18 protein-coding genes are annotated in these 22,441 nt (G+C 39.5%); 14 read left to right on the top strand and 4 right to left on the bottom strand.

Features of this window, described 5'->3' with window-relative positions; genetic code table 11:
- Positions 1-19: 19 nt before the first annotated feature.
- From odhB to znuC, 3 genes are all read right to left on the bottom strand, one after another.
- Entirely contained in the window at positions 20-1,240 is a 1,221-nt protein-coding gene (odhB, locus tag F8M47_RS01590) for a 2-oxoglutarate dehydrogenase complex dihydrolipoyllysine-residue succinyltransferase (protein WP_150538473.1), read from the bottom strand.
- Positions 1,241-1,353: 113 nt separating this feature from the next.
- Positions 1,354-4,164: a 2-oxoglutarate dehydrogenase E1 component gene (gene sucA, locus F8M47_RS01585; RefSeq protein WP_150538472.1), complete on the bottom strand. Its 2,811-nt coding sequence runs from the start codon at positions 4,162-4,164 to the stop codon at positions 1,354-1,356.
- A gap of 243 nt (positions 4,165-4,407) precedes the next feature.
- The gene (gene znuC / locus F8M47_RS01580) at positions 4,408-5,208 is read right to left on the bottom strand and encodes a zinc ABC transporter ATP-binding protein ZnuC (RefSeq protein ID WP_150538471.1); all 801 of its coding nucleotides are present in this window, start codon (positions 5,206-5,208) and stop codon (positions 4,408-4,410) included.
- Positions 5,209-5,413: 205 nt separating this feature from the next.
- Here znuC and mepM point away from each other — a divergent pair, with 205 nt between their 5' ends.
- The 9 genes from mepM to F8M47_RS01535 all read left to right on the top strand — a co-directional run bounded on the left by mepM (position 5,414) and on the right by F8M47_RS01535 (position 14,603).
- The gene (gene mepM, locus F8M47_RS01575) at positions 5,414-6,874 is read left to right on the top strand and encodes a murein DD-endopeptidase MepM (RefSeq protein WP_150538506.1); all 1,461 of its coding nucleotides are present in this window, start codon (positions 5,414-5,416) and stop codon (positions 6,872-6,874) included.
- Positions 6,875-6,891: 17 nt separating this feature from the next.
- Positions 6,892-7,578 (top strand): bifunctional protein-disulfide isomerase/oxidoreductase DsbC, encoded by a 687-nt coding sequence (gene dsbC / locus F8M47_RS01570; protein WP_150538470.1) that lies wholly within the window; start codon positions 6,892-6,894, stop codon positions 7,576-7,578.
- Between the two features lie 207 nt (positions 7,579-7,785).
- On the top strand, positions 7,786-9,501 hold the full coding sequence (gene recJ / locus F8M47_RS01565; RefSeq protein WP_150538469.1) for a single-stranded-DNA-specific exonuclease RecJ: 1,716 nt from the start codon (positions 7,786-7,788) through the stop codon (positions 9,499-9,501).
- Positions 9,502-9,627: 126 nt separating this feature from the next.
- Positions 9,628-10,476, top strand: a complete 849-nt coding sequence (locus F8M47_RS01560) for an OmpA family protein (protein ID WP_150538468.1) — start codon at positions 9,628-9,630, stop codon at positions 10,474-10,476.
- A 94-nt stretch (positions 10,477-10,570) separates the two neighbouring features.
- Complete coding sequence (locus tag F8M47_RS01555; RefSeq protein WP_150538467.1) at positions 10,571-11,389, top strand: pyridoxal phosphatase; 819 nt, start codon at positions 10,571-10,573, stop codon at positions 11,387-11,389.
- Positions 11,389-13,104, top strand: coding sequence for a nitrate/nitrite two-component system sensor histidine kinase NarQ (gene narQ / locus F8M47_RS01550; RefSeq protein WP_150538466.1), 1,716 nt, complete (start codon positions 11,389-11,391; stop codon positions 13,102-13,104). The genes F8M47_RS01555 and narQ overlap by 1 nt, the downstream gene beginning before the upstream one ends.
- 22 nt (positions 13,105-13,126) lie before the next feature.
- Positions 13,127-13,645, top strand: coding sequence for a GNAT family N-acetyltransferase (locus tag F8M47_RS01545; protein WP_150538465.1), 519 nt, complete (start codon positions 13,127-13,129; stop codon positions 13,643-13,645).
- 39 nt (positions 13,646-13,684) lie between these two features.
- Positions 13,685-14,275, top strand: a complete 591-nt coding sequence (gene rdgB / locus F8M47_RS01540) for an RdgB/HAM1 family non-canonical purine NTP pyrophosphatase (RefSeq protein ID WP_150538464.1) — start codon at positions 13,685-13,687, stop codon at positions 14,273-14,275.
- Positions 14,276-14,282: 7 nt separating this feature from the next.
- Complete coding sequence (locus F8M47_RS01535; RefSeq protein WP_150538463.1) at positions 14,283-14,603, top strand: YbjQ family protein; 321 nt, start codon at positions 14,283-14,285, stop codon at positions 14,601-14,603.
- A gap of 56 nt (positions 14,604-14,659) precedes the next feature.
- On the opposite strand, the gene F8M47_RS01530 is transcribed toward F8M47_RS01535, so the two are convergent.
- Complete coding sequence (locus F8M47_RS01530) at positions 14,660-16,330, bottom strand: formate--tetrahydrofolate ligase (protein WP_150538462.1); 1,671 nt, start codon at positions 16,328-16,330, stop codon at positions 14,660-14,662.
- A gap of 100 nt (positions 16,331-16,430) precedes the next feature.
- Here F8M47_RS01530 and F8M47_RS01525 point away from each other — a divergent pair, with 100 nt between their 5' ends.
- From F8M47_RS01525 to yoaA, 5 genes are all read left to right on the top strand, one after another.
- Complete coding sequence (locus F8M47_RS01525) at positions 16,431-16,877, top strand: YcgN family cysteine cluster protein (protein WP_150538461.1); 447 nt, start codon at positions 16,431-16,433, stop codon at positions 16,875-16,877.
- A gap of 152 nt (positions 16,878-17,029) precedes the next feature.
- Entirely contained in the window at positions 17,030-17,779 is a 750-nt protein-coding gene (locus tag F8M47_RS01520) for an SDR family oxidoreductase (RefSeq protein ID WP_150538460.1), read from the top strand.
- Between the two features lie 135 nt (positions 17,780-17,914).
- Complete coding sequence (trpB, locus tag F8M47_RS01515) at positions 17,915-19,105, top strand: tryptophan synthase subunit beta (RefSeq protein WP_150538459.1); 1,191 nt, start codon at positions 17,915-17,917, stop codon at positions 19,103-19,105.
- Position 19,106: 1 nt separating this feature from the next.
- Positions 19,107-19,913: a tryptophan synthase subunit alpha gene (gene trpA / locus F8M47_RS01510; protein ID WP_150538458.1), complete on the top strand. Its 807-nt coding sequence runs from the start codon at positions 19,107-19,109 to the stop codon at positions 19,911-19,913.
- Positions 19,914-20,452: 539 nt separating this feature from the next.
- Positions 20,453-22,375, top strand: a complete 1,923-nt coding sequence (gene yoaA / locus F8M47_RS01500) for a DNA repair helicase YoaA (RefSeq protein WP_150538456.1) — start codon at positions 20,453-20,455, stop codon at positions 22,373-22,375.
- The last annotated feature ends 66 nt before the right edge of the window (positions 22,376-22,441 follow it).

The following is a 22,441-nucleotide window of genomic DNA, read 5'->3' as shown; positions in this document are numbered from 1 at the left end:
TTCTAAGCTATTTTACGAGTTAGATTTCTAGCAAAAGACGAGTTGGGTCTTCTAATAAATCTTTAACAGAAACTAAGAAGCCAACAGATTCACGACCGTCAATTAAGCGATGATCGTAAGAAAGTGCAAGATACATCATTGGGCGAATAACTACCTGACCATCTACGGCCACAGGGCGATCTTTAATCGCATGCATGCCTAAAATGGCACTTTGTGGTGGGTTAATAATCGGAGTGGACATCAATGAGCCAAACACACCACCGTTGGTAATAGTGAAATTACCGCCTGTTAAATCTTCTACGGTTAATTTGCCGTCACGTCCTTTTTCAGCGAGTGCTTTAATCGTTTTTTCAATATCAGCCATAGATAACTTATCGCAGTTACGTATAACAGGAGTCACCAAACCACGAGGTGTCGAAACCGCAATGCTAATATCAAAGTAATTGTGATAAACCACATCATCACCATCAATAGAAGCATTGATTTCTGGATAGCGTTTTAATGCTTCAACCACTGCTTTAATATAGAACGACATAAAACCTAAACGCACACCGTGTTGTTTTTCAAATTTCTCGCCGTAAGTTTTACGCAACGTCATAATAGGTTGCATATCCACTTCGTTGAATGTCGTCAGCATCGCAGTGGTGTTTTTCGCCTCTAACAGGCGTTCTGCAATCCGTTTACGTAAACGAGTCATTGGCACACGTTTTTCGCTACGCGCGGAATAAGCAACGGTACTTAACGTACTTTGTTCGCTTGCGATAGCTTGCTTTGGTGCTTGTTGAGCGAGGTAACGTTCAATATCCTCACGAGTAATACGACCGCCAACGCCTGAGCCTTTCACTAAATGCGCTTCAATATTGTGTTCTGCTAATAAACGGCGAATTGCAGGGCCTTGCGAATCAGCATCAGAGTGATCGTGTTCAATTGCTGCTGATTTACGATCTGCAGGTGTTGCTTCATTGGCTGGTTTAATGGTGGCTTGGCTAAAATCACCCGCTTTTACGGTTGAAATTTTACCGAGTAATTGTTTAGAAACTACGGTTGCACCTTGAGCTTGGTTAATTTCAGCCAAAATACCATCTTGTGGCGCAGGTACTTCTAATACGACTTTATCTGTTTCAATTTCAACGATTACTTCATCACGCTTAATCGTATCTCCTACGTTTTTATGCCAAGTTGCAACGGTTGCATCTGCCACTGATTCGGGGAGGTCGGGCGTTAAAATCTCAATAGTCATGTTTATGTTCCTTTCTTTTTGCTAACACAGTTTCTGCGTTAATCATTTAGCAAGCGGTCATTTTTACTGATTCTTTTGCAAAAAATTGCTGAAAATTGACCGCTTATTTATTATTACATTGTTAAAGCTTCTGCCACTAATTGCTTTTGTTGTTGATTATGCAATGAAGTGTAGCCAACCGCAGGCGAAGCTGAAGCAGGGCGACCTGCGTAGGTTAATTTCGCTTTTTCAGGGATCGAAGCTTCAAAATTGTGTTTACTGCAATACCACGCACCTTGATTTAATGGTTCTTCTTGGCACCAAACAAAATCTTTTACATGGGTGTATGGCGCTAACATTTTTTTCATTTCTTCGTAAGGGAACGGATAAAGCTGTTCGATACGAATAATTGCCACATCGGTTTGTTCGTTTTGGCGGCGTTGTTCGAGTAAATCGTAATACACCTTGCCTGAACACATCACGACACGTTTCACTTTTTTCGGATTGATATTACTATCAATTTCGCCAATCACTGTTTGGAATTCACCATCGACTAATTCTTCTAATGATGAAACCGCTAACGGATGGCGCAATAACGATTTAGGTGAAATTGCAACTAATGGACGGCGCATTTTGCGAATCGCTTGGCGACGTAACATATGGTAAACCTGCGCAGGCGTACTTGGTACACATACTTGCATATTTTGTTGGGCGCAAAGTTGTAGATAACGCTCAACCCGTGCGGAGGAATGTTCAGGACCTTGTCCTTCATACCCGTGTGGCAGTAGCATGACTAAACCACACATTCTGCCCCATTTCTGTTCGCCAGAACTAATAAATTGGTCGATCACAATTTGTGCGCCATTGGCAAAGTCACCAAATTGCGCTTCCCAAATGGTTAATGTTTTTGGATCGGTCGTTGCATAACCGTATTCAAATGCTAATACGGCTTCTTCAGAAAGCACAGAATCCCAAACCTCAAAACGCCCTTGGTTGGCGTGTAAATGAGCAAGTGGCACATAGCCTGTGCCGTCATTTTGGTTGTGAATCACTGCATGGCGGTGGAAGAATGTACCACGCCCTGCATCCTCACCTGATAAACGAACGTGAGTACCTTCGTCTAATAGCGTTGCATACGCCATTGTTTCTGCCATACCCCAATCTAAAAGTTTTTTGCCTTCGTACATTTCTTTACGGTCGTTATAGATTTTTTCTACGCGAGAATGTGGACGTAAACTTTCAGGATATTCACATACACGTTTTGCTAATGTTTGGAAACGATCTAACGGGAATTTACTTTCATAAGGCGCTGTCCAGTCATAATTGAGATATTGTAGCCAGTCGATAGCCGCCATATCCATTTCACGCCATTCAGGCACAACACGATCTCCGTTATCTAACGCATCACGATAATTATTCATGATTTCAGTGACTTGATCTTGGTTGAGAACGCCTTCCGCAACTAAACGATCTGCATACACTTTACGAGGTGTCGGGTGTTTCTTGATAATACTGTACATCATTGGCTGAGTGGCTAGCGGCTCATCTGCTTCATTATGACCGTGACGGCGATAAGAAATCAGATCAATAAAAATATCACGTTTAAATAACGTACGATATTCCACTGCCATTCGTGCAGCAAAAGCGACCGCTTCAGGATCATCGCCATTTACGTGAATAATTGGCGCTTGAATCATCTTAGCAATATCGGTGCAAAATTCAGTTGAACGAGTGTCATTTGGGTTTGAAGTAGTGAAACCGATTTGGTTATTGATCACGATACGGATCGTCCCCCCCACTTTATAGCCACGTGCATTCGACATATTTAAGGTCTCTTGCACAACACCTTGTCCAGCCACCGCAGAGTCACCGTGGACGGTTACGGCTAATACTTTATTGTGCTCAATATCACGCATACGCTCTTGACGGGCGCGTACTGAACCAATGACCACTGGGCTTACAATTTCTAAGTGTGATGGGTTGAACGCAAGGGTGAGATGTACACGCTCACCATCTACATCAAAATTAGAAGAAAAACCTTGGTGATATTTCACATCGCCTGTGCGGTTATCATCAGCGTGTTTACCTGCAAATTCATCAAATAATTCGGCAGGTTTTTTGCCCAATACGTTTACTAACATATTTAAGCGACCACGGTGTGCCATACCCATCACGACATCTTTCATACCTTGGCGGCTTGCATGGCGAATGATCTCTTTCATCATGGGAATAAACGCATCGCTACCTTCTAAAGAGAAGCGTTTAGCACCAGGGAATTTGGCACCTAAATAGCGCTCAAGACCGTCAGCAGCGGTTAACTCGGTTAATAAATTGACTTTTTCATCTGAGGTGAAGAGTGGTGTATTGCACACGCTTTCAATTTTTGCTTGTAGCCAGTTACGTTGTTCCATATCTTGCACATGCATAAATTCCAAACCGATTGTACCTAAATAGGTTTGTTTAAGCGCTTCAGCAAGTTCTGCGAATTTCATGGTTTCTTTACCGTACACATATTTACCAACGGTTACCGTTTCATTGAGATCGGCATCGCTAAAACCGTGATAACGATAATCTAATTCTGGCACTTGTGAAGTTTTCCAACGGTAATAACCGAGTGGATCAAGCTTCGCTTCAAGGTAACCACGGAAACGGTGTGCATTAATCCATTGCAGTAGACGAACTTGTTTTGCACTCGCTTCAGGATCGATTACGCTGACCGATTCAGGAATATTTTCACGGGCAAGTTTACGGAAATAATCACGTACTTGTGAATGGGATTGTTCTACGACTTGTGCTTTTGGAAGGGTATCAAAAATGTCACGCCAGCTAGCATCAACACTAGTCGGATCTTCAAGATATTGTTCGTAGATTTCTTCAACATAAGCTTGGTTTGAACCGCCAAAAGGAGAGGAAGCTAACCAATCTTCAAAATTTTTATGTTGCATACAGACCTAACCTTGTATATATGTGTTTGTGAGTTATGACAGGTATTATATACGTTAAAATAAATAAAATGGATTGAAACTCCACTTTATTAGGCGATTTATAAATCAATAGCGTTATTATGCCCGAAAATTAAAGCGAAGAATGTGAGCTAAGTCAGATTTTTAACAGAATGGTAACAATAAGCAGTCTTTTTCGGTGAGAAATTTGCAAAATTTCGTGAAAAAAAGACCGCTTGTGATCGCTTAATGATTACAGTGACATTGTCCACTACAAACATCACCGTGTAGATTGTGGTGATGATTATGATGATGAGAGTAAAACGCCACATTTTTGGCAAATTGGTCGCCAAAGAAATGAATAAAATGTGGATCATTGGTGACCATTTCAGGCGTACCTGCACAACAAATGTGTTTATTAACGCATAAAACTTCATCAGTATTCGCCATTACGATGTTTAAATCGTGCGAAACCATCAAAATTGCGCAGTTCAACCACGAACGAGTGTTATTTAATAGTTGATAGAGTTCCGTTTGACCTGTAATATCCACACCTTGCATAGGTTCGTCCAACACTAATAAATGTGGGCGATCTAAAATAGCTCGCGCAAGTAAAACGCGCTGTAATTCGCCACCCGATAATTTTTGCATACTATTTTGCGCTAAATGCGTAATTGAGAAGAGCGTTAGCGCTTCTTGAATTGCTTGTGTGGAGCAGTGCGGTTTTAGCGATAAAAATTTTTGTACCGTAATAGGCATTGAGTGATCTAAATGTAATTTTTGCGGGACATAACCAATTTTAAGCCCTTTTTGGTGAATTACTTTACCTTTGGTTGGGACAAGCAATTTGAGTAAAACTTTTAAGAGTGTTGATTTCCCACCGCCATTTGGGCCAACAATCGTAGTAATTGAATTCGCATATACCGTTAAATTGATATTCTGCAATGCTTTTTGGTTGCCAAAACTGACCTCAATTTGTTGAAGTTCTACAAGGGGCGTGCCCTTTTTCTTCGGCTGTGGCACGGGAGTAAGGTGATTTATTTGCATTATTTTAAAAAAATTAAGGGTATAATGTATAAGTGATCAAGTTAGCCGATTTTTGAAAGGTTGACAAGAATGAATTTTCTAACAGAACTTTTGTCGAAGCTTTTCGTAATAAATAAAAGAGAACATAGGACATATTTTGCAACACGTTATTTTAGCAAGAGATCGCCGTAGAAAGAAATCCCGTTTAAAGGGATTGCTTTTTTTAATGGCGCTGTTATCGATTTTAATCGGTATTGTGCTTGCTTTAAAAAATCAGCCTTCTATCAGCAGTGCAACAAATCAAGAACAATACGTTGTGCTAGATGAACAAACAGAACAACATAAAGACGACCCAGAAGAAGCGGTCGCTAGCGAAAATACTCAGAATCAAACAACACCTCAAACATCAGAAAATGAACAAGCTAATAATGAAGCTGAAGCAAATGATGGAGAGATTATCGCAGAAGATGCCAATGCAACGTCTTATGAAGAATTGAATGAGAAGGATGATGAAGTAGAAGGACAAGAAGGCACAATCGTTAGCAACGAACAACAAAAAACTGAAGAAAAATTATCGCCTGAAGCGGAAAAAGTCTTAGATGAGATTTTAGAAGTTGCTGATGAAGCATTACGTATTCAGGATCAATTTAGTTATACCGTTGGTCGAGGCGATAAACTAAAAGATGTTTTAGAACAATCGGGTTTAGGAGCGAGTGATGCACGAGCGATGATCAAACGCTTCCCTGAATTAGCAAGTTTAGATGGTGGTCAACAATTCTATTGGATTTTAGATAACCACGGTGAGTTGGAATATATGAACTGGTTGGTCTCGGAAAAAGAAGAGCGCATTTATGAGCGAAAAGCTAATGGTAAATGGGTTTCTCAGAAGATAGAGAAAAAGGGCGAATGGCGCCAAGATGTTGTACGAGGTACGATTGAAGGGAATTTTGCCACCAGCCTAAAAAATGTTGGTTTATCTGAACGCCAAGTGAACCAACTCGCGGTTGGATTACAGTCACAAATTGCAACGAATAAGCTAAAAAAAGGCGATCGTTTTGCGATCTTAGTAAAACGCGAATATATCAATGGCACGGTCACAGACGTGGGTAACGTTGAAGGTATTGTGATTGTAAGCGCTAAAAAACGGTACTATGCAATTCAGGCAGATAATGGTCGTTATTATAGTAGTCATGGTGAAACATTAAGCAGAGGTTTTGCTCGAATCCCATTGCTCTTTAGCGCAAGGGTGTCATCACCTTATAACCCACGCCGTCTTCACCCTATTACTCGTCGAGTAAGACCACATAATGGGGTTGATTTTGGTATCCCAATAGGCACACCAGTTATTGCACCCAGTGATGGTGTGGTAGAGCATATTGCTTACCAAGCGAAAGGGGCAGGACGTTATATTAAAATTCGTCATGGACATATTACTACTGTATATATGCATTTAAGCAAAACATTAGTGCGCACAGGACAACATGTAAAAAAAGGCGAGCGTATTGCATTATCAGGGAATACAGGCGCTTCGACGGGCCCTCATTTACATTATGAGTTCCATATTAATGGGCGTCCTGTTAATCCAATGACAGTAAAATTACCAGGCTCAAATTCTGGTATGGCAGACAAAGAACGACAATCTTTCTTAAAACGAGCAAAAGCAGTAGAAGCTAAGCTTAAAATTTAATTTGTAGGGAATTTATAATGAAGAAAAATGTAATGGTATTATTCGGGCTATCTGTGCTAAGTACAGTAGTAATTGCTGATGATGCGAGTCTTAAACGTACTTTAGAAAATATGGGTGCAACCAATGTAACCATTCGCGATTCAGCCCTACCAGGCTTTAGAACAGCACTCTCAAATGAAGGCGTTGTACAAATTAGTGAAAACGGACGTTTTGTGATTCAAGGTAAAGTGTTTGAACTAAAAAATGGTCGAGCAACTGATATTACTAATAAATCATTACTTGCAGATTTAAATGCGTTAGAAAAAGAAATGATTATTTATCCTGCAAAAAATGAAAAACACGTGGTAACAGTGTTTATGGATATCACTTGTCACTATTGCCATTTAATGTTTCAACGTATCAAAGAATATAACGATTTAGGTATCACTATTCGCTTCCTTGCTTTCCCTCGTGGCGGTATGAATACCCAAACGGCAAAACAAATGGAGGCTATCTGGACATCAACAGATAACGTGAAAGCGTTAAATGACGCAGAAAACGGCTCTTTACCAAAAGAAGTGAAAACACCAAATATTGTGAAAAAACATTATGAGCTTGGTATTAAATTTGGTGTCACAGGCACGCCAAATATGGTTGATAGCACAGGTCAATTAATTGCAGGCTATGTAGAACCAAAAGAATTGCTCAAAATGTTAAACGAGTAGTATTAAGCTATTGAATACAAGTGGTCTGATTTTGTAAAATTTTTCGGTATTATGTAGCAGTTACACAGGCATTTTTTTGTAGGGGCGAACGCAATTCGCCCCTACATCATTTAAACAAATTCGCACTTTTGTGCATTGGCTACATAATTTCAAAATTTTTGCAAAATGACACCGCTTGTTTTATTTATAACCAAAGAAGAATATCCAGTGCAAAAGCTAATTAAACAACGATCTAAACTCACTTCAATTACTTTATCAGAGCATCCTTTACTTAATCGACTATATCAAAGTCGTGGTGTTGCTTCACCACAAGAATTAGAGCGTACCTTGCAGTTTTTACACAGACCAAATCAATTAGCAAATATTGAGCAAGCAACGGAATTATTAGTAGAAGCATATCAGCAACAATCGCGCATTGTTATCGTGGGCGATTTTGATGCGGATGGTGCAACCAGTACCGCACTAGCCATTTTAGCGTTACGCCAATTGGGTTTTGAGAATGTGGATTATTTGATCCCAGATCGTTTTTCACAAGGCTACGGTTTAAGTTTAGCTGTAGCAGAAATGGTATTGGCAAAAGGTACAGATCTTGTAATGACAGTCGATAATGGGATTTCTTCTTTTGAAGGGATTGATTTGTTGAAAAGTCAGGGAATTAAAGTTTTAGTAACCGATCATCATTTACCCGCAGAAAGCTTACCAAATGCAGATGCAATGGTGAATCCAAACTTGGCTGATTGCTCATTTCCTTCAAAATCGTTAGCGGGCGTTGGAGTTGCTTTTTATGTTATGTTAGCGCTACGTAGCAAAATGCGAGAGTTAGGTTGTTTCAATCATAAAGAACCGAATCTTGCAGAGTTGCTTGATTTAGTCGCATTAGGTACGGTCGCTGATGTTGTGCCACTGGATCATAATAATCGTATTTTAGTTTATCAAGGGTTGAATCGCATTCGGTCTGGACATTGCCGAGCAGGAATTCGGGCGCTAGCTGAAGTTTCTAAACGTGAGATCAGCTCGTTGCAAGCAAGTGATCTGGGCTTTGCGATTGCGCCTCGTTTAAATGCTGCAGGACGATTAGAAAATATGTCTTTAGGCGTCGAGCTATTAATTGCAGAGAACATGGAGATTGCGCGTCAGCTGGCTTTTGAATTAGATAATCTTAACCAAACGCGTAAAGAATTTGAACAAGAAATGAAGACTGAAGCGCTCGCAATTTGTGCTAATTTGCCGAGTTTAATGCAAAGCGAACAAGCGCACGGTATTGTGTTGTATCAGCCAGATTGGCATCAAGGTGTGATTGGGATTTTAGCTTCACGTATCAAAGATCAATTTCATCGCCCTGTGATTGCATTTGCACAAGAAAGCGAAGACAGTGAATATCTAAAAGGTTCGGCTCGTTCAATTGCAGGATTACATATGCGGGATTTATTAGAAAGGATAGATTCCTTATATCCTGAATTAATTATTAAATTTGGTGGGCACGCTATGGCAGCGGGTTTAACTATTCATCAAGATAATTTTTTACGTTTTCAAAAAATATTCGATGAAGTAATTAATGAAATAATTGAACCAGAACAATTACAAGGCATTATTTATACCGATGGAGAATTAGCGCCAAATGAATTAAATATTGAAATGGCAGAATTATTACAACAAGCAGGACCTTGGGGACAAAATTTCCCTGAACCAACGTTTGAAGGGGAATTTCGATTGCTACAACAGCGTATTCTGGGCGGTAAACACTTAAAATTAATGGTTGAACAACCTAATGGTGGATTATTTGATGCAATTTGGTTTAATGCCGATTTGCGTTATTTTCCTGATTTATCAGTTAAACAAGTAAGATTGGTTTACAAACTTGATGTAAATGAGTTTAGAGGAAGTAAAAATTTACAATTAAGGGTGGATACATTAATTATTTAATTTATTCTTCTGTTAGCCCTAGAATAAAATAATATTGTGTTGTAAAATTGACTCGACTTTATACCGAAGGATGGTATTTAGAGCATATGAATGAAGTTTTTAATCTATAACAAGGAACAAGCAACGATGAAAAATACGACTGTTTTTCGCGGATTGTTATTATCTGGTATCGCATTAGCTGTAGCCGCTTGTGGTAACTTAAGCAAAGTAACTGATGAAGGTACAACAGAAAATCCAGTATTCCCAAAAATCTCAGAATCAGAATTCAACCATGATGGTTCGCAATTCGGTTCATGGCCAAACTGGGAAAATGTTCGTCAAATCGAACGTGGCATGAACAAAGACCAATTATATAACCTAATCGGTCGTCCACATTTTGAAGAAGGTTTATACGGCGTTCGTGAATGGGATTACGCATTCAACTACCGTGAAAATGGCGTTCACAAAATTTGTCAATACAAAATTTTATTCGACAAAAATATGAATGCACAAAGCTTCTTCTGGTATCCAAATGGCTGTAACGGCAACTCATCATTTAATTTAAGCGGTGATTTCTTATTTGATTTCGATAAAGATACATTAACTGCAAAAGGTAAAGAAGTAGTTGATAATGTTGCTGCACAATTAAAATCATCTGGTGCACAACAAGTTAAGGTTGCAGGTTATACAGACCGCTTAGGTTCAGAAAAATATAACTTAGATTTATCTAACCGTCGCGCAAATATGGTTAAAGCACGTTTAGTACAACAAGGTGTGACTGCTCAAATTAATGCAGTTGGTTACGGTAAAGCAAACCAAGTTAAAGCGTGTGATGGCGAATCAGGTCAAGCATTACGTGACTGTTTACGTCCTAACCGTCGTGTAGAAATTTCTGCAAATGGTGGCGTGTTAAAACAAAACGAAGGTGGTAATGTTGCAGGTCCTAACGGTCCAACTCCACTTTATCAAACACCACAATATAACGGTAATAAATAATTTACTGTTTGGTAAAAACATAGAGTAAAATATAAGGGCAATCAAATTGATTGCTCTTATTTTTTTATTACAACCCCGTATAGAGGAGAATTTTATGCGTTATCAAGCCGTTGCTTTTGATTTAGATGGGACTTTACTTTCACCGAATGCTACGATTTTAGAATCGAGTAAGCAAGCAATTCAAAAGGCACGAGAGAAAGGTATAAAAGTTTTCTTCGTCACAGGTCGCCATCATACAGCAGTGCGTCCTTACTATGCGGAAATAGCATTAGATACGCCAGTCGTGTGTTGTAATGGCACTTATTTATACGATTTCCACAATGATAAAGTGCTAGCTGGCAAGCCATTAACTGCAGAACAAGCCTCAGGGTTAATTAATCAGGCACAAGCGTTAGGTATTCATACCGCAGTGTATTTTCGTGATGCAATGACTTACGAACAACTTAACCCGCATTTCACTAAATTCCAAAAATGGGTTCAGTCTTGCCCAGAATCTGTCCGTCCTAATGTCCATCAAGTAGAGAAATTCCAACAAGAAATTGATAAAGGCACCACCGTTTGGAAAGTGTTAATCAGCGATCCTGATTTAGAAAAAATGCAAAACTTTGTGAAAAAATTACCGCTTGATCAATTTAGCGCAGAATGGTCTTGGGTTGATCGAGTTGATATTACGAGTGTCGGCAACAGTAAAGGAGCAATGCTAGCAGAATTACTAAAAATGGAAGGGATTGATCCACAAAATGTGCTCGCTTTTGGGGATAATTTTAATGATATTTCGATGTTAAAATTGGTTGGGTTAGGCATTGCAATGGGCGGTTCCGAAAAAGAAGTACAACAAAGTGCAGTACAAACAATCGGTTCAAATAGCGAAGATAGTATTGCGAAAGCTTTAACTGAACTACTTGATTTATAATGAATAAACTGGTTCATCACCCTAAATACTCAATAGCTCGTCGCATTGGATTTTATTTTCTGGTCATGATTGCATTTACTTCTTTAATTAGTGGTATTTCATTAGGCATTATGTGGAGTAATAAATCGGATGCGGGGCTAATTAACGTTTCTGGTTCGTTGCGGATGCAGAGCTATCGTTTTCTCTATGAAATGGAACATCATCCGCAATCAATTGCCACTCGTTTGGATGAATATCGCCAAAGTTTAAATTCACCTGAAATCCAAGATTCGCTGACGCATAAATGTTTATTGCCAACAGAGGTAACCGAAGCTTACGCAAAACTGCAAGAAAGTTGGCACGAAATGGAATCTTTTATTATCAAGCGAGATAGAGATTCCTACGAAGCTCAAATTGAAGGTTATGCGAATCAGGTCAATAATTTTGTTTGGCAACTACAGGAATTTGTTGAGCTGAAATTAAAAGTCGCGATTGGTGTTATTGCTGTGTCGATGTTGCTGATTATTGCTTTAGCTTATTTTGGCGTGTGGTACACTCGTAAACGGATTATTACACCGCTAGATCAACTAGTCACTGCCAGCCAACAAGTTAAGAATGAAGATTTTGACCATATTCAGCTTGCAGTAAATGAGCCAAATGAATTAGGTCTCCTTTCTTCTGCCTTTACCCAAATGGCAAGCGATTTAGCCAAGTTGTATGCTTCATTAGAAGAGAAAGTGGAAGATAAAACACGTCGTTTAATTTCGGTAAATCGTTCGTTATTAGTGCTATTCCAATGCTCACAAATGCTAACGGCAAAACCTGTTAATCAGAATGTGTTATTCCAAGTGTTGCAAACTGTACTAGATAATGAGCAACTACGAGGCATCGAGATTCAAGTTTATGGTGCAGATTATTGGAATGTCACGATTGATAATGCGCCAACGCAAGATTGGCGTTATAACGAAATTGCGATTGAAAATGAAAAAATCGCCTTATTACGTTGGAAGCCATCGCTATTATGTCCAGATGAACGCTTGATCCAAAACGTATCAGAAATGATTGGACGTAGCCTTTATGTTGTTCAAGTGCAAAAACAGCAACAACAACTAGTGTTAATGGAAGAGCGTTCGATTATTGCGCGCGAATTACATGATTCATTGGCACAATCGCTAACCTTTTTCAAAATTCAAGTGAGTTTATTAAAGCGCAATGGGGAAACCAAACAGGATTGGGATAAACAGAAAGCGATTTTAAATGATTTTGAAAAAGCACTAAATGAGGCATATAGCCAGTTGCGAGAACTACTTTCAACATTCCGTTTAACGATTGAAGAAGCGAATCTTACTCATGCACTAGAACGAGTGTTAGATTCATTGCGAGTTCGTACCTCAGCACAAATTCGTTTGAATTGTAAATTGCCTTCGCAGATTTTTAGTGCGCAACAACAAGTTCATGCGTTACAAATTGTGCGAGAAGCAGTGATTAATGCAATTAAACACTCTGGTGCAACAGAAATTGATGTAATCGCCGAAACTAATTCAGACGGCGAACACTGTTTAATTATTCGCGATAACGGCAAAGGTATCGCTAGCGATATTGAGCCAGAAGGACATTACGGGCTGACCATTATGAAGGAGAGAACTGCTGAATTAAAAGGCGAGTTCAGTATTAAAAACCGCCCTGGAAAAGGGGTAGAAGTCATGGTGATTTTACCTAATATGATTACCGCATAGATTTTAAAAGGAAGGTAAAAAAATGCAGATTCGAAAATCGATTGAAGCGGATTTCGAAACAATTTTAACGATTTACAACCAAGCAATTCCTACACATCAGATTACTGCAGATTTAGAATTTGCAACTCCAACTAACCGTCGTGCTTGGTTTGATTTTCATTTAGCGAGTGAACAATACCCTATTTGGACAGTGGAAGACGAGACAGGAATCGCAGGCTGGTTTAGTTTTTCACCATTTTATGAACGCCCAGCTTTTGTGCATACCTCTGAAATTAGTATTTATTTAGATGCGAGAGCAAAGGGCAAAGGTTATGGCTCAAAAATCATTGAATTTATGCAAGCAGAAATGCTAAATCATAATATTCATACGCTGATGGCGTATGTGTTTGAGCTTAATCAAGTAAGCCAAAATCTGATGCGCAAACACGGCTTTGAACAATGGGGTAGATTTCCGCATATTGCCAATATGGGGAAAGATGAAAATGGGCAAGATAAATGGCGTACGCTATTAATGTTAGCTTATCAAAAAGGTATCGAATAAGCGGTCGTTTTTACTTAAAATTTTGCAAAAGGAACAAACATGGAACGAACAAAAGTAGTATTAGCAACGGGCAATCAAGGCAAAGTGAAAGAAATGGCGGATGTGCTAGCTGAATTCGGCTTTGATGTAGTTGCCCAAAGTGAATTTGGCATTCAATCACCAGAAGAAACAGGGCTAACTTTTGTGGAAAACGCCTTGTTAAAAGCGCGCTATGCTTCGAAAATGACAGGGCTGCCAGCGATTGCGGATGATTCAGGTTTATCGGTAGAAGCGTTAAATGGTGCACCTGGGCTTTATTCTGCACGCTATGCAGGTGTGGAGGGTGATGATGTAGCAAATCGTCTAAAATTATTAGCAGAGATGAAAGACGTTCCACAAAATCAACGCCAAGCAAAATTTGTGAGTTGTATTGTGTTCTTACAACATGAAACCGACCCGACACCTAAAATTGCATTAGGCGAATGTTTTGGGGAAATTCTTGAAGAAGAACGTGGCGAAAATGGCTTCGGTTATGATTCATTATTCTTCTATCCACCGAAAAATTGCAGCTTTGCGGAGTTAGATACCGCAGAGAAAAAACAGATCTCACACCGTGCTATCGCACTTAATGTATTAAAACAGTTATTATAGGACAGCTATGATTATTACCACCACACCAACCATTGAAAATCGCACTATTACTGAATACAAAGGCTTAGTCTTTGGCGAAGTAGTATCAGGAGCAAATTTTGTGCGTGATTTTTTTGCAGGTATCACCGATATTATTGGCGGACGTTCAGGTGCTTATGAAAGTAAACTTAACAGTGCACGCAGAGAAGCGTTAAATGAGCTTGAAAAAGAAGCGAAAAAAGTTGGGGCAAATGCAGTTGTGGGAGTTTCGATGGAATATCAGTCAATGGGGGGCAATAAAGGGATGTTTATTGTAGTTGCCACGGGGACTGCCGTAGTAATTCGCTAAGTATTATAAAAAATCCCCTAAATGATAGGTATTTAGGGGATTTTATTTATAACACTTTAAAATAGCCCGCTGATACATCCGTTTTCATCGACATCAATGCGGTTAGCAGCGGGCACTTTTGGTAAGCCTGGCATACGCATAATGCTACCACAAATTGCCACAATAAAGCCTGCTCCTGCAGAAACACTAATACTACGCACTGTTATATTAAAGTCAGTTGGGCAGCCAAGTAATTTCGCATTATCACTTAATGAATATTGAGTTTTCGCCATACAAATAGGTAATTTATCTAAGCCTAATTTTTCAAGGTGTTTAATTTCAGCTAAAGCTTCCGCACTAAAATTTACATTATCTGCACCATAAATTTTTTGCGCAATTGTTTTAATTTTATCTTGAACGCACTCGTTTACGTCATAAGCAAAGCTAAATTGATTTGGCTGCTCATCAATGGCTTTCAACACTTTTTGCGCTAAATCTATGCCTCCTGCTCCGCCTTTGCCCCAAACTTCAGTCAGTGATACCTCTACACCTTGTTCGGCACAAGCGGTCTGAATTAATGCTAATTCTGCATCAGTATCAGACACAAAACGGTTGAGTGCAACCACCACAGGTAAGCCAAACACATGTTTTAGATTGCTAATATGTTTAAGTAGATTTGGTAAACCTTGTTGTAATGCAACTAAATTTTCTTCAGCTAAATTCGCTTTTTCAACGCCACCGTTATATTTCAGTGCTTTTACAGTTGCTACAACCACTGCCACATCAGGTTTTAATTCAGCAAGACGGCACTTAATATCACAGAATTTTTCTGCACCTAAATCAGCACCAAAGCCTGCTTCGGTTATCGCATAATCACCCAAATGTAACGCAAGACGTGTTGCTGTGACTGAGTTACAACCATGAGCAATATTGGCAAAAGGCCCACCGTGAATAAAGGCAGGGCTTCCTTCAATGGTTTGCACGAGATTTGGTTTAATCGCATCTTTAAGAAGTGCCGCCATTGCACCGTGAGCGTTTAAATCTTTCGCATAAACAGGCTGTTTATCGGTGGTATAAGCGACTAAAATATTACCTAAACGAGTTTTTAGATCAGTCAAATCTTTTGCTAAGCAGAAAATTGCCATCACTTCAGAAGCTACGGTAATATCAAAACCGTCTGGGCGGATCACGCCATCTGTTGGGTTGCCTAAGCCACCTAAGATGTTACGCAACTGACGGTCGTTCATATCAATCACACGGCGCCATAATACCCGTTTGGTATCAATATTTAGCGCATTACCTTGATAAATATGGTTATCTAAAAGTGCAGCCAATAAGTTATTTGCACTGGTAATCGCATGAAAATCGCCTGTAAAGTGCAGGTTAATATCTTCCATGGGTAATACTTGAGCATAGCCGCCGCCAGCAGCTCCACCTTTTACGCCGAATACAGGACCTAATGATGGCTCTCGAGCTGCAACCACGGCATTTTTACCAATGTGATTTAGCGCATCAGTTAAACCAATAGTCACGGTAGTTTTACCTTCACCAGCTGGGGTTGGATTAATTGCGGTAACTAAAATCAATTTACCGTTTTTGGCAGGGAGTTTAAACGCATCACTAGGGTTAATTTTTGCTTTATATTTGCCGTATTGTTCAATTTGATCGGCATTTAACCCTAATTTTTCGGCAATTTTATTAATAGGCTGCATTGTGGCAGCTTGTGCAATTTCTACATCGCTTTTCATCTATCCTCCAGAGTGGCAAACGTTTGCTTTTTAAAACCTTGTTAGAATATGCTAAAATCCGCTTAAAATAAAGGATTGTAACAAACATTTAACAAAAAAGATGACGAATCAACTAACCCCAAATTTCTGGCAAACTAAAAGCCTGATTGATATGAATGAAGCCGAGTGGGAAGCATTATGCGATGGTTGCGGAAAATGTTGCTATCGCAAATATATTCAAGGCAGAGGTAAGCGAGAGCGCTTATATTACACTTCGGTGGCTTGTAATTTGCTAGATGTCGATACAGGACGCTGTACCAACTATCCAAATCGTTTCAAAATAGAGCAAGATTGCACCAAACTGACCAAGAAAAATTTACCTGACTTTGGCTGGTTACCTAAAACCTGTGCTTATCGTCTACTTTATGAAGGTAAACCGCTATTTGATTGGCATCCGCTGATTTCTAATGATCCACAATCGGTGAAAAACGCTAATGTGCTTATCCCAAATGGGATTCATGAAAAAGATGTGATTGATTGGTTTGAATTTGTGATTGATGAGGTCTAGCCCATCGTTTTTAATAATTTTTAATACACAAGCGGTTAAATTTGCAAAATTTTCTGCAAATTTGACCGCTTGTTACTTGTATAACAAATGCCCTTGTACTATTTTAAAGTTTTTAGGAAGCGAAAATTCAACATAAAGAAGAGGGCAAACAGATGAAAACAGCATTAGTCACAGGTGTAACTGCAGGATTTGGTTTAGCAATTTGTAAACTGTTGATTCAGTCAGGTTATAAGGTTATTGGCACGGGCAGACGTAAAGCTCGCCTTGATGAGCTACATTCGCAATTAGGTAATAATTTTTTACCGCTTGCGTTTGATGTAAGCGATGAAGTTGCAACTCAACAAGCATTAAATAATCGCCCAGCGGGCTGGCAAGCGGTCGATTTATTGGTGAATAATGCAGGTTTGGCATTAGGGTTAGAACCTGCATATAAAACAGACTTAAAAGATTGGTATCAAATGATCGATACCAATATTAAAGGATTGGTGACGGTTACACGTTTAATATTGCCTGAAATGGTGGAGCGTAATAGCGGACATATTATCAATTTAGGTTCAATTGCAGGTAATTATCCTTACCCAGGTGGTAATGTGTATGGCGGTACTAAAGCATTTGTTAAACAGTTCAGTCTCAATTTACGAGCAGATTTAGCAGGCACTAAAATTCGAGTTAGCAATGTTGAACCAGGTTTATGTGGCGGTACAGAGTTTTCTAATGTGCGTTTTAAAGGCGATGACCATAAAGCAGCAAAAATATATGAAAACGTAAATTATGTTGCGCCAGAAGATATTGCGAATATTGTTTTATGGCTCAATCAACAGCCTGAACACGTCAATATTAATCGGATTGAAGTGATGCCAACGGCACAAACGTTCTCTCCTCTGTCGGTTGCAAGAGGTTAATACACCAAATATGGATGGGAAAAGCGGTCAGAAATAGACCGCTTTCTACCCTTTAAAAATTCTAAATTTTTACTTGCATATTCTAGCATTATGCACTATTTTAATAGTACATGATATTTTTATAGAGAGAGCAATATGTCAGACACACTTCTTAATCCTTATTTCGGTGAATTTGGCGGAATGTACGTGCCAGAAATTTTAGTGCCAGTGCTAAAACAACTCGAAGAAGCATTTGTTTCCGCCCAAAATGATCCTGAATTCCAAGACGAATTTCACGACCTTTTGAAAAACTATGCAGGTCGTCCTACCGCCCTTACCCTTTGCCGTAATTTGACTAAAGACACCAAAACGAAACTCTACCTTAAACGTGAAGATTTGCTACACGGCGGTGCACACAAAACCAACCAAGTATTAGGACAAGCACTGTTAGCGAAAAAAATGGGCAAAACACGCATTATTGCGGAAACAGGAGCAGGGCAGCATGGCGTTGCGACTGCACTAGCTTGTGCAATGCTAGGTATGCCATGCGTGGTGTATATGGGAGCGAAAGATGTTGAACGCCAATCACCTAATGTTTTCCGTATGCGTTTAATGGGGGCAGAAGTGATTCCCGTGCATAAAGGCTCTTGTTCTTTAAAAGATGCGTGTTGTGAAGCAATGCGTGATTGGGCAGCAAATTATGATACTACTCATTATTTGATCGGCACTGCCGCAGGGCCACATCCTTTCCCAACTATGGTGCGTGAGTTCCAAAAAATGATTGGTGAAGAAACTAAACGTCAAATTTTAGCAAAAGAAGGCCGCTTACCTGATGCGGTTATTGCTGCAGTGGGCGGGGGGTCGAACGCAATTGGTATGTTTGCTGATTTTATTGCAGAAGAAAATGTAAAACTTATCGGCGTTGAACCCGCGGGCAAAGGCATCGAAACGGGTGAACATGGGGCGCCATTAAAACATGGTTCTACAGGTATTTATTTCGGTATGAAATCGCCAATTATGCAAACTAAAGACGGGCAAATCGAAGAATCTTATTCAATTTCAGCAGGCTTAGATTTTCCGTCGGTAGGCCCACAACACGCTTATTTAAATGCAATTGGACGTGCAGATTATGTTTCAATTACTGACCAAGAGGCATTAGATGCTTTTCAGGCATTAGCTAAACACGAAGGGATTATCCCCGCTTTGGAAAGCTCTCATGCATTAGCCTATGCGTTGAAACTGATTGCACAAAATCCAGAAAAAGAACAACTTTTAGTAGTAAATCTTTCAGGACGTGGCGATAAAGATATTTTTACTGTAGATAAAATTTTAAATGGAGGGAACTAACATGAGCCGTTTTGACCGTCTATTTGCTACGCTAAAAGCAAAAAATGAAGGAGCATTTGTACCATTTGTTACGCTATGTGATCCTGATTTTGAGCGTTCATTTGAAATTATCGAAACATTAATATCAAACGGTGTAGATGCGCTAGAACTTGGCTTCCCATTTTCTGATCCATTGTTAGATGGCCCAGTGATTCAAGCAGCCAATAAACGAGCACTTGATGCAGGTTACAGCACAGATGCTTGCTTTGAAATGATTGGTAAAATTCGTGCTAAATATCCCGATATTCCAATCGGCTTATTGCTGTGTGCCAATTTAGTATTTGTGCCAACACAAGATGTTTTTTTCAAACGTTGTGCAGAAACAGGTGTGGATGCGGTGTTGATTGCTGATGTGCCACTGTTAGCCGCTGATGAGTTTATTCAGACAGCTAAAAAGTATGCGATTCAATCTGTCTTTATTTGTCCTCCGAATGCGGATCAAGCTACGATTGAACGGATTGCAAATTTAACCGAAGGTTATACTTATTTGGTTTCTCGTGCAGGAGTAACTAGTGCTGAAAATCAGGCTCATGCCAGCAATTTAGATAATCTTGTGGAAAGCCTCAAGCGGTCAAATTCGGCGCCAATTTTGCAAGGTTTTGGTATTGCCAAACCTGAGCAAGTTAAAGAGGCGTTAGCGCTAGGCTGTGATGGTGCGATTTCTGGCTCGGCAATCGTCAAAATTATTGAGGCGAATTTGGCTAACCAAACGCAATTATTGGCAGAATTAGCAGAATTTGTACAAGCGATGAAGCGTGCAACTAAATAGCAAAAAAAAATTTGCACCTTGCCAACTTAGTTGGTTAAGGTGCAAATTTTTTATAAGTGTCGTTAAATAGAATGATAAGCGGTCGATTATTCTTGTTCTTTAGCAAAAAAGTAGCCATTTAAACCTACAATAGCAATGTTTAATACTGAAACCACATACGTGTGAGTGAAAAAGCCGAAAACCGTAAAACCTAATCCCCACAAAATATTAGATAAACGCAAGGTTTTCATGCCACTAATAAAAAACGAAAGAAAAAGAATTAAGACCGAACAATAACTAAGAAGTTCAACAATATTCAATTATTTTTATCCTTAGATAAGCTAAAAATTAAGAGATACACATTTTACACAAAAAAAATGGTTTGATATAGGGTCTCTTGATGATTTTTAAGCCAGTTTTTTAGATTAATTTACAAAAAAATTGGCTAAATATTTATCCAGTATTATAATAGGTGTCTCGCACAAATAATAAACAAAGAAAAACAGATACGAAAGGCTGTTTGCTCATGTTGGGTAAACAGCCTTGCTCCTTTTATATATATGAAAAAACTAGACGATAAAATCATTCATGCCTTTAGCGAAGATGGCTTACTTAGCAATAATATTAAAGGTTTTCGCCCTCGAGCAGCACAACTTGAAATGGCACAAGCGGTCGGGAAATCTGTAAAATTTGCAACCCCAACCGTCGTGGAAGCGGGCACTGGCACAGGCAAAACTTTCGCTTATTTAGTGCCAGCATTGCTGTCAGGTAAAAAAACCATTGTTTCGACAGGTTCTAAAAATTTACAAGATCAATTATTTAATCGAGATCTGCCCACTATTCAAAAAGCGCTGAAATATAAAGGCAGAGTAGCGTTGCTAAAAGGGCGAGCGAATTACCTTTGTTTGGAGCGCTTAGATCAAGTGGTGGCAATGGGTGTATTGGGCGATAAATCGGTATTGGCTGATTTATCTAAAGTCAGTAAATGGCACACTAGCACGAAAACAGGCGATTTGAGTGAGTGTGTGACAATTGCTGAAGATAGTCCAATTTTGCCTCAATTAGTGAGTACTACTGAAAGCTGTTTGGGCTCGGATTGTCCGCATTTTAAAGATTGCTATGTGGTGCAAGCGCGCCGTAAAGCGATGGAGGCGGATATTGTGGTGGTCAATCATCATCTCTTTTGTGCGGATATGGCGGTGAAAGAAACGGGCTTTGGTGAATTGATCCCAGAAGCTGAATTAGTGATTTTTGATGAGGCGCATCAATTACCAGATATTGCTAGCCAATATTTTGGGCAATCGTTGAGTTCACGGCAGTTATTTGATATTTGCAAAGACATTAATATTGTGTATCGCACAGAGTTAAAAGATCTCGCTCAATTAGGCAAAGCCGCCGATCATTTGCAAAAGGTGGTGCAAGATTTCCGCCTATTAATGGGTGCAGAAGGTTCGATTCGGGGCAATTTACGTGAATTGTTTAGCGATCAAAAAGTTGTGGATGGCTTAACCAAAGTTTCGGAAAATATTGATTTTTTAAGTGATGTGATTAAAAAATCGCTTGGGCGTTCGGAAACGCTTGATAAAATTTTCGAAAGGTTAGCAGAAGTCAAAGTGCAATTAAAAAAATTGAGCGATACTACGGTGGTTGGCTATTGCTATTGGTATGAAGCTAATGGACGCTCGTTTGGGTTACATATCACGCCACTTACAGTGGCGGATAAATTCGGCGAACAGCTTAAAAATCAGCGTATTGGCTGGGTCTTCACATCGGCAACGCTTGAAGTAGGCGGTAAGTTTGACCATTTTTGTCAGCGCTTAGGTATTGAGAATGCTGAGCAACTGGTGCTACAAAGTCCGTTTGATTATGCGAATCAATCATTACTTTGTGTGCCACGTTATTTGCCTGATACCAATAAATCGCACACATTAACCACGTTGGGTAAAATGTTGATGCCTGTGATTGAAGCCAATAATGGACGCTGTTTTTTACTTTGCACGTCTTATTTTATGATGCGCGGTTTGGCAGATTTTTTGCGTGAACACAGTAAATTGAGTGTGTTATTACAAGGTGAAACCAGCAAGGCTCGCTTACTTGAAAAATTTATAGCTGAAGAAAATAGCGTGTTGGTAGCAACCCAAAGCTTTTGGGAAGGGATTGATGTACGAGGTGATGCGCTTTCGCTAGTGATTATTGATAAATTGCCTTTTACTTCGCCCGATGAGCCATTATTAAAAGCTCGCATGGAAGATTGTCGTTTACAAGGTGGTGAACCGTTTAACGATATTCAAATTCCAGAAGCAGTGATCACGTTAAAGCAAGGCGTAGGGCGTTTAATTCGTGATGTAACCGACAGGGGCGTAGTGATTATTTGTGACTCTCGGTTAGTGATGCGAAATTATGGGAAAACTTTCTTGAAAAGTTTGCCGCCTTCAGCACGTACCCGTGATTTAAACAAAGTGATTCAATTTCTAAAAAATTAGGTTCTATATGAGGTATAAGCGGTCTGATTTGTGGAAAATTTCGCAAATTTGACCGTTTATGAAAAG

It is taken from the genome of Actinobacillus vicugnae (genome assembly GCF_901687125.1).
GTDB classification, from domain to species: Bacteria; Pseudomonadota; Gammaproteobacteria; order Enterobacterales; family Pasteurellaceae; genus Actinobacillus; species Actinobacillus vicugnae.
This window is presented reverse-complemented; position numbering and strand designations above follow the sequence as displayed.

What these genes read in the sequence shown, in the direction of transcription:
- narQ (WP_150538466.1), top strand. Translation starts at nt 11,389, where the DNA reads ATGAATAAACTGGTTCATCACCCTAAATACTCAATAGCTCGTCGCATT.
- odhB (WP_150538473.1), bottom strand. Translation starts at nt 1,240, where the DNA reads ATGACTATTGAGATTTTAACGCCCGACCTCCCCGAATCAGTGGCAGAT.
- F8M47_RS01520 (WP_150538460.1), top strand. Translation starts at nt 17,030, where the DNA reads ATGAAAACAGCATTAGTCACAGGTGTAACTGCAGGATTTGGTTTAGCA.
- F8M47_RS01530 (WP_150538462.1), bottom strand. Translation starts at nt 16,330, where the DNA reads ATGAAAAGCGATGTAGAAATTGCACAAGCTGCCACAATGCAGCCTATT.
- F8M47_RS01545 (WP_150538465.1), top strand. Translation starts at nt 13,127, where the DNA reads ATGCAGATTCGAAAATCGATTGAAGCGGATTTCGAAACAATTTTAACG.
- dsbC (WP_150538470.1), top strand. Translation starts at nt 6,892, where the DNA reads ATGAAGAAAAATGTAATGGTATTATTCGGGCTATCTGTGCTAAGTACA.
- sucA (WP_150538472.1), bottom strand. Translation starts at nt 4,164, where the DNA reads ATGCAACATAAAAATTTTGAAGATTGGTTAGCTTCCTCTCCTTTTGGC.
- F8M47_RS01535 (WP_150538463.1), top strand. Translation starts at nt 14,283, where the DNA reads ATGATTATTACCACCACACCAACCATTGAAAATCGCACTATTACTGAA.
- F8M47_RS01560 (WP_150538468.1), top strand. Translation starts at nt 9,628, where the DNA reads ATGAAAAATACGACTGTTTTTCGCGGATTGTTATTATCTGGTATCGCA.
- trpB (WP_150538459.1), top strand. Translation starts at nt 17,915, where the DNA reads ATGTCAGACACACTTCTTAATCCTTATTTCGGTGAATTTGGCGGAATG.
- trpA (WP_150538458.1), top strand. Translation starts at nt 19,107, where the DNA reads ATGAGCCGTTTTGACCGTCTATTTGCTACGCTAAAAGCAAAAAATGAA.
- rdgB (WP_150538464.1), top strand. Translation starts at nt 13,685, where the DNA reads ATGGAACGAACAAAAGTAGTATTAGCAACGGGCAATCAAGGCAAAGTG.
- yoaA (WP_150538456.1), top strand. Translation starts at nt 20,453, where the DNA reads ATGAAAAAACTAGACGATAAAATCATTCATGCCTTTAGCGAAGATGGC.
- znuC (WP_150538471.1), bottom strand. Translation starts at nt 5,208, where the DNA reads ATGCAAATAAATCACCTTACTCCCGTGCCACAGCCGAAGAAAAAGGGC.
- mepM (WP_150538506.1), top strand. Translation starts at nt 5,414, where the DNA reads ATGGCGCTGTTATCGATTTTAATCGGTATTGTGCTTGCTTTAAAAAAT.
- F8M47_RS01525 (WP_150538461.1), top strand. Translation starts at nt 16,431, where the DNA reads ATGACGAATCAACTAACCCCAAATTTCTGGCAAACTAAAAGCCTGATT.
- F8M47_RS01555 (WP_150538467.1), top strand. Translation starts at nt 10,571, where the DNA reads ATGCGTTATCAAGCCGTTGCTTTTGATTTAGATGGGACTTTACTTTCA.